Source organism: uncultured Muriicola sp., assembly GCF_947258935.1.
Lineage (GTDB): Bacteria > Bacteroidota > Bacteroidia > Flavobacteriales > Flavobacteriaceae > Muriicola.
This window is the reverse complement of the sequence record NZ_CAMYKH010000008.1, coordinates 54647-62505: the sequence shown is the minus strand read 5'-3', so window position 1 is coordinate 62505 and position 7859 is coordinate 54647. Positions and strand designations below refer to the sequence as shown.

Annotated in this window: 6 protein-coding genes; 3 read left to right on the top strand and 3 right to left on the bottom strand. The window is 40.3% G+C overall.

What is annotated here, in order from left to right:
* The coding region (locus tag Q0X72_RS02705) for a carboxypeptidase-like regulatory domain-containing protein (RefSeq protein WP_297761695.1) at positions 1-2229 on the bottom strand (2229 nt) is incomplete at its 3' end.
* Positions 2230-2371: 142 nt separating this feature from the next.
* Entirely contained in the window at positions 2372-4000 is a 1629-nt protein-coding gene (locus tag Q0X72_RS02700) for an acyl-CoA carboxylase subunit beta (RefSeq protein ID WP_297761692.1), read from the bottom strand.
* Positions 4001-4077: 77 nt separating this feature from the next.
* Here Q0X72_RS02700 and Q0X72_RS02695 point away from each other — a divergent pair, with 77 nt between their 5' ends.
* The 3 genes from Q0X72_RS02695 (at position 4078) to ettA (ending at position 7054) form a co-directional block, all read left to right on the top strand.
* A complete protein-coding gene (locus Q0X72_RS02695) occupies positions 4078-5058 on the top strand; it encodes a Gfo/Idh/MocA family oxidoreductase (RefSeq protein WP_297761689.1) in 981 nt (326 codons plus the stop codon).
* Positions 5059-5127: 69 nt separating this feature from the next.
* Positions 5128-5310 carry a CAL67264 family membrane protein gene (locus Q0X72_RS02690; RefSeq protein WP_297761686.1) on the top strand — a complete coding sequence of 61 codons (183 nt, stop codon included), beginning with the start codon at positions 5128-5130 and terminating at the stop codon, positions 5308-5310.
* A 52-nt stretch (positions 5311-5362) separates the two neighbouring features.
* The gene (gene ettA, locus Q0X72_RS02685; RefSeq protein WP_297761683.1) at positions 5363-7054 is read left to right on the top strand and encodes an energy-dependent translational throttle protein EttA; all 1692 of its coding nucleotides are present in this window, start codon (positions 5363-5365) and stop codon (positions 7052-7054) included.
* A 41-nt stretch (positions 7055-7095) separates the two neighbouring features.
* On the opposite strand, the gene Q0X72_RS02680 is transcribed toward ettA, so the two are convergent.
* Positions 7096-7557 (bottom strand): GNAT family N-acetyltransferase, encoded by a 462-nt coding sequence (locus Q0X72_RS02680; RefSeq protein WP_297761680.1) that lies wholly within the window; start codon positions 7555-7557, stop codon positions 7096-7098.
* Positions 7558-7859 lie beyond the last annotated feature (302 nt).

Sequence of the window (7859 nt, the reverse complement as noted above, 5' to 3'; positions counted from 1 at the left end):
AGTTGCAGAATTATTTGAGCTAAGTTTTGTTTTAATAATAATTACGCCCCCTCTTCCGAGTGATCCGTATCTGTTTGTTCCTGAAAGACCGTTAATTACAGTCGCACTCGCTATAGTATTTGGGTCTAGAAAGTTTGGCGGTGTTGTAAAGGGTACGTCATCAACAACAAATAGGGGTGGTGACTGGAATAGTAAAGAAGTTTCTCCTCTTATCTGATAGGTCTCTTCCCCGATGAATCCTGAAACTATTAATCCGGGAAATTGACCTGCAAGGTATCTCCCAAGTGAAGTAGCACTTTTTGATAGGTCTTCGGCATTTTTAGTGGTAACTCCATAACCTAAACTCCTATTTTTTTTTCTCCCCAGCGATGTTTCCAACTCTTCCTCACCGGCATCTTTCAATTTTTTTTCCGTGACAGTAACCTTGTTGAGTTCTGTATATTTGGGTTTAAGCTCAATATTTAAAATTCCTAGTTCTTTTACCAGGATTTTTTTGGATTCCAAGGTAAAGAAATTGGTCGTTAACACATCCCCAATACTAATGTTTATGGCATATTCACCGTTCACATTGGTTTCAACCTGAGTAAGACTTCCTTCCACCCCAATTAGGACCCCTTGAACGGGTTCTCCTTTAGAAGTTACCTTACCTGTTAAGGTAAATGCATTGGTTTTGTCTGAGGCAGCACTGAATGTAACATTATCCTCGGCAAGTGGTAAGGCATCCTCAACATATATATTGCTGTTCATTGTACTTTCAATCTCCCTCTTTTTCTTTTCAGCTAGTAAAGGATTATTTTTTGTAGTGAACGCAATAGCGCCATTTCTTGCAGCTGGCCCGAACCTCGCTGAGGCCAATACACCCGGTATAAACAATATATTCTCAACACGTTCCGGGGGAAGGATTGCTGATGCCGATTGAAATTCTGTATTTAAAAGTATACCATCTATTAGTACAGCGACAGGAGCAGAACCTCTGCCCAGAAACCTCTCTTGATTTAAGGAACCTCTTACCGTTAATCCAGGTATTTGTCCACGCACCAATTGGCCCAGAGATGCGGCACCTATCGTCAGCTGGTCCGCTGTTCTAAAATACCCAGCTGCACTTATGCTGTTTCTGGTCATTATTCCAAAAGGGGTAATGACTTCCTCCCTCCCTTTGTCATTAAGTTTGCTTTCCTTCAGAACTACCTCATCTAACTGTTCATACTTAGGATGTAATTCAAAATTTATAACGGTATTTTCTGAAACCCTTGCAACTTCTGGTTTAAGCGTAAAAAAATCTGTTTCCAGAATGTCTCCATAGTTGGCTTTAATAGCATATTCTCCATTGCTATTGGTCTCCACTTCATCTAAACTTCCTTTTATTTTAACCCTAACGCCAGGTATGGGTTTTCCTTCCATCGTTATTTTTCCGGTAACCATTGAATTGGAATCTTTTACCCCGATTAGGTCCAAATTCTCTCCCAACTTTGTATTGCCTTCTGTGTATGCTACTTGCAGTGCATAGGACATGCCAACTGCAGGATAAGTAGTCCAATTAGATTGACTAAAATATCTGCTAAATACAGTATTGCCATTATTGGACATGGCCAATCGTATATCCGAGGAGTCGCCAATTGTTTCTAAAAGTTGTAAGCTAACAACTACATTGCCATTAATTTTTATGTTTTGAGTTGAAATATCAATGCTATCCCTGCCTTCCCGGATAGAAACCCAATGATTGATGGCTTTTTTTAAGATTGGTCTATTTGGTAAACCGTCCTTTACATCGTAGATGTTTAATCGCAGCTGAACACTGTCGGTTGTATTTTTTGAAACTTCAAAAAAAACTTTTTCGATGATAGCTTCATCATAAGGTATCTTTATTAACGAAGCTAATTCACTGCCATTGATCAAGACTTCGTTTAAGGGTACTTCTGCATATAGATTTTTAGAGATACCCCCCAGAATATTGCGATTATTAAATTTTTCAACCTCAGCTGTGCTTTTTTTCTCTTTTGGAAGGTTGACGAAAGGTATAACCCAGTCATAGTATCCAATGGAGGATATCACCAAGGTATCGGTTTTTTCAAATAATTCGTTCTGGAGCTTAATTTTAAAAAAACCGTCAGTATCTGAAATGGCACCCCAATCTTTACCTCTAATTCCAATATCTGCATAGGGAATTGTTTTTTGCTCAAAACGATCAAAAACGATAGCATCAATTTTTAGCTGGTTTTGTGCGAACATGCAAAACAAACTGCTAAAAAAAAATATGATTAATACGCTTGTTTTTTTCATTGAGCTGGGTATATAATCTAATATCAAGATTAAGAATTTAACCGCAAATTTTGTGCCTTATATACGTTTTACGCTGGCATTTTAAATGATATTATACCTGTAATACGCCCATATTGAAAGATTTCTTAATAGGGGAATGGTTGGCCGCTTCAATGCCCATGGAGATCCATTTACGGGTTTCTAACGGGTCTATGATGGCATCGGTCCATAGCCTGGCAGCTGCGTAATAAGGAGAGATCTGGTTGTCATAGCGTTCTTTTATCTTATTAAATAACTCTGCTTCCTTCTCAGGGGTAATCTTTTCACCTCGTTTCTTCAGAGATGCGGTCTCTATCTGCAGGAGTACCTTCGCGGCAGAATTTCCACTCATTACGGCCAGTTCTGCACTTGGCCATGCAACTATAAGTCGGGGATCATAGGCCTTTCCGCACATGGCATAATTCCCTGCTCCATAACTGTTACCAATGATGACAGTAAACTTAGGGACCACAGAATTACTAACAGCATTCACCATTTTAGCGCCATCCTTAATGATACCCCCATGCTCACTTTTGCTGCCTACCATAAATCCGGTCACATCCTGTAGGAATACCAAAGGAATCTTTTTTTGATTACAATTGGCTATAAATCGCGTCGCCTTATCTGCAGAATCGGAATAAATGACGCCTCCAAATCGCATTTCTCCTTTTTTTGTTTTTATCACCTTTCTTTGATTAGCTACTATGCCTACGGCCCATCCGTCTATTCTCGCATAGCCAGTAAGTATGGTCTTTCCATATCCTTCCTTATACTGCTCAAATTCTGAATTATCTACTAAACGTTTGATGATCTCCAGCATATCGTATTGATCCGATCTCGACTTAGGCAGGAGGCCAAAAATATCGTCTTGCTTTTCTACAGGAGAGTAGGCCTTGGTACGGCTAAATCCGGCTTTTGGAGATTCTCCAAACTTATTGAGCAATTTCTTGATTTTATCAAGGGCATCTTTATCATCCTTAGCCTTATAATCCGTGACCCCACTTATTTCACAGTGCGTGGTAGCACCACCCAGTGTTTCATTGTCTACAACTTCGCCAATAGCTGCCTTTACCAGGTAACTACCGGCCAAAAAGATACTTCCGGTTTTGTCAACGATCAGTGCCTCATCGCTCATAATTGGCAAATAGGCGCCTCCGGCAACACAACTGCCCATAACTGCTGATATTTGGGGGATACCCATACTGCTCATTACGGCATTGTTGCGAAAGATCCTTCCAAAATGTTCCTTATCGGGAAAAATTTGTTCCTGCATGGGCAAATACACCCCAGCGCTATCTACAAGGTAGATGATGGGTAGTCTGTTCTCAATTGAAATCTCCTGTGCCCTTAAATTCTTTTTGGCAGTAATAGGAAACCAGGCCCCTGCTTTTACCGTGGCATCATTGGCCACAATTACACATTGCCTTCCCTGAACATAGCCAATTACCACTACCACCCCTCCAGACGGGCAACCACCGTGTTCTTCATACATACCCTGCCCGGCAAACGCTCCAATTTCGACCTGTTTAGAATCCTTGTCAACTAAATAATTGATACGCTCCCTGGCGGTCAATTTACCCTGCGAATGAAGCTTTTCTATTCGGGCTTTTCCTCCACCAAGTGCCACTTTCGCAAGTTGTTTTTTAAGTTCTGAACGTTTTTGTTTGTTGTGATCTTCGTTGATATTGAAGGAAATGTCCATGTAATATTCACTGTTTCTATTGGTCCCTAAAGATAAGCAGTAATATTCATTAACTTTGGTAAAAATAAGAAGGAAATATGGCTAACAGCATTGGATGGGGTATCATTGGACTTGGAAATATCGCCCATAAATTTGCAAAAGATCTTTCCCTAGTTCACGATGCTGCCCTTATGGCGGTGGCTTCAAGATCTATCCAAAAAGCAATTGCTTTTAAAGATGAATTTAAGGTTCCAAATGCTTTTGATAGTTATGAGGCACTTTTTAAATGTGAAGAAGTAGAGGTGGTTTATATAGCGCTCCCTCATTCTGAGCATTTAACCTGGAGTATCATGGCCATGGAACATGGGAAGCATGTTCTCTGCGAAAAACCTTTAGGGGTGAACCTTGGGCAGGTGCAACAAATGATCAATGCTTCGAAAAAGTACAACGTCTTTTTAATGGAAGCCCTGTGGAGTCGTTTTATACCCGCCATTCAAAATGCAAAAGAGTTGGTTGAAGAAGGTGAAATAGGGAGCATTGGTTATATGCATGCAGATTTTGCCTTTTTTGGCTTAGACAGGGATCGGGAAGGGCGTTTACTTAATCCCGCATTGGCGGGAGGTTCATTGCTAGACATTGGTATCTACCCGGTTTTTCTTGCATATTTGATGCTGGGAATTCCTGATACCATTGAAGCCTCAGCAAAATATATCGAAACCGGGGCAGAAATGCAGATAGCCATGCAGTTTACATATCCCTCTGCACATGCTCTTTTATTTAGTGGTTTAAGTGCCAATAGTTCCATGGAGGCCAGTATTTCCGGGAGTGATGGTACAATTGTAATCCACTCCAGATGGCACGAGGCACAAGGCCTTTCTGTAATTAAGAATAATAAAACAGAAAAAATACACCTTCCAACTGTAGGTAAGGGATATACATATGAAATTGAAGAAGTTCACCACTGTCTTGATAACAAACAGATTGAGAGCCACTTGTGGTCTCATAGGAATAGTTTGGAACTGATAGGTCTTTTAGATAAAATTCGTGCGAAGGCCGGCATTACCTTTCCATTTGAATGATAAAGTTCAATTATTAGGATTAATTTTCGACGGTTTTTACGATATTTGAGAATAACTAAATGAAATTTTATGGCGATGGATAAAAATACCGTCTTAGCATGGGCAACATTCATAATGATTATTGTGGGTTTAGCTTTGATAGCACTTGGTGCTTTTAGATATGATGATATAGCCGGTTACGGATTTGCTTCAGTGGGGATCGGGTTCTTTGCCATAGCCTGGGTGTTCAATGCCCTGAAGGGTCGAGTATAATTCTTCATTTTATACTTCTACAAATACTAATTTTACAAACCTATTTTAGCTGATGTCAGACGATAAAAAGGTCATATTCTCCATGTCTGGAGTGACTAAGACCTATAAGAATGCCAATACACCCGTATTAAAGAATATTTACCTCAGTTTCTTCTATGGAGCCAAGATCGGGATCCTTGGACTTAATGGTTCCGGTAAGTCGACTTTACTCCGTATCATAGCAGGGACAGATAAGAATTATCAGGGTGATGTTGTTTTTTCTCCCGGATACAAGGTGGGGTATTTGGAACAGGAACCGAAGTTAGATGAATCTAAAACGGTCCTCGATATTGTAAAAGAAGGTGTGGCCGAAACTGTGGCGATACTTGATGAATACAATAAGATCAATGATATGTTTGGTCTTCCTGAAGTTTATGAGGATGCTGATAAGATGCAAAAACTGATGGACAAACAGGCGGCCCTTCAGGATCAGATAGATGCTGCCAATGCCTGGGAGCTAGATACCAAGCTAGAGATCGCTATGGATGCCCTTAGAACCCCGGAACCTGATAAGAAAATAAGTGTCTTATCTGGAGGGGAACGAAGAAGAGTAGCCTTATGCCGACTTCTTTTACAGGAACCCGAAATACTATTGTTGGATGAACCTACTAACCATTTGGATGCAGAATCTGTACACTGGTTAGAGCACCATCTGGCAGCCTATAAAGGGACAGTGATTGCGGTAACACACGATAGGTATTTCCTGGATAACGTGGCCGGATGGATCCTTGAATTAGATAGGGGAGAAGGTATTCCATGGAAAGGCAATTACAGCAGTTGGCTCGATCAAAAATCAAAACGAATGGCCCAGGAGAGTAAAGTGGCCTCAAAACGTCAAAAGACCCTGGAGCGAGAACTAGAGTGGGTCCGCCAGGGCGCAAAAGGACGTCAAACCAAACAGAAAGCCCGTTTGAATAATTATGACAAATTACTAAGTCAGGATCAAAAACAGTTAGACGAAAAACTTGAGATCTATATTCCCAATGGTCCACGTCTGGGCACCAATGTTATTGAGGCCACGGGAGTAAGCAAGGGCTATGACGATAAATTGCTATACGACAATCTCAATTTTAACCTGCCACAAGCCGGTATTGTAGGGATCATTGGTCCTAACGGAGCAGGAAAGACCACTATCTTTAAGATGATCATGGGTGAGATATCCCCAGATAAAGGGGAGTTTAAAGTAGGGGAGACGGCCAAGCTCGCTTATGTAGATCAAAGTCATTCCAATATTGATCAGGATAAAACTATTTGGCAGAATTTTAGTGATGGGCAAGAACTGGTCATGATGGGAGGCAAACAAGTAAATTCACGTGCCTATTTGAGCAGGTTCAATTTCTCGGGTAGTGAACAGAATAAAAAGGTGAGCATGCTCTCCGGTGGTGAGAGAAACAGGCTTCATTTGGCAATGACCTTAAAAGAAGAGGGCAATGTGCTGTTACTTGATGAGCCTACGAACGATCTGGATGTGAATACCTTAAGAGCTTTGGAAGAAGGATTGGAGAACTTTGCGGGCTGTGCCGTTATCATATCGCATGACCGCTGGTTCCTGGACCGGGTGTGCACTCATATCCTTGCTTTTGAAGGTGATTCTGAGGTGTATTTCTTTGAAGGATCATTCTCTGAATATGAAGAAAATAAACAGAAACGATTAGGTGCTGACCTTACTCCTAAACGACTGAAATACAAAAAACTTATCAGGTAGCTGGCTCTATCGCCGTAAACGACATTAATAAGAGGTCTGGCCTAGAGAATTAACGCCATTTTGATATTACTCCTGTCATATGGAGGTGGTACTTCCATTGGGATTTCTTGGAAACCAAACTTTTTGTATAAATAAATGGCAGGTTGAAGCACAGTATTTGAGTAGAGCACTATGGAGGCTATCTGATTCTTATTACAATAATCGATGGCGTATTTTAATAGCTGATGTCCAATTTTCTTTCCTTGATATCCCTCCCGCACTGCCATTTTGCCTAATTCAACAGTGTTAGTACCCATGGGAATGAGCGAAAAACAACCCACGATAGATTCCTTCAGTTGCGCAAAAAAAATTACTCCTCCTTTATCAATGATCACTTCCTGGCAATTATCTAATAAATCGGAGTCTTTGGGTTCCACATAAAAGTATTCAGTTAGCCAGGCAATATTCAACTCCTTGAAAGCTGGTGCCAGATGGGGCTGGAATGGGATTATGCGGACAGACATTAGTTTATTCTAGTTGGGAATCCTTGTTCTTTTAGATCTTTTTGAACATATCTTAATGGAATTTACAATTATTTATTAGTACAAAAATCTAAATAGAAGGTTTCTCCGTATATAGCATGTAACCACTTTACAAAAAGTAAAAAAAGCGTATTAAACTTTTACACTATGACTGAAACAAAAAACAATAACGGATTAAAAGTAATTGCCGGTTTATTAGGGGTAGTACTATTGGGTACTATTATCTATACCGTTAGTCTTTATCAAGACAAGAAAAAAGTACAAACTGAACTTACCCAGGAAAA

Excerpts from the sequence above, each read along its gene's own strand:
- Q0X72_RS02700 (WP_297761692.1), bottom strand. The coding sequence starts at position 4,000 with ATGGACATTTCCTTCAATATCAACGAAGATCACAACAAACAAAAACGT.
- Q0X72_RS02695 (WP_297761689.1), top strand. The coding sequence starts at position 4,078 with ATGGCTAACAGCATTGGATGGGGTATCATTGGACTTGGAAATATCGCC.
- Q0X72_RS02690 (WP_297761686.1), top strand. The coding sequence starts at position 5,128 with ATGGCGATGGATAAAAATACCGTCTTAGCATGGGCAACATTCATAATG.
- ettA (WP_297761683.1), top strand. The coding sequence starts at position 5,363 with ATGTCAGACGATAAAAAGGTCATATTCTCCATGTCTGGAGTGACTAAG.
- Q0X72_RS02680 (WP_297761680.1), bottom strand. The coding sequence starts at position 7,557 with ATGTCTGTCCGCATAATCCCATTCCAGCCCCATCTGGCACCAGCTTTC.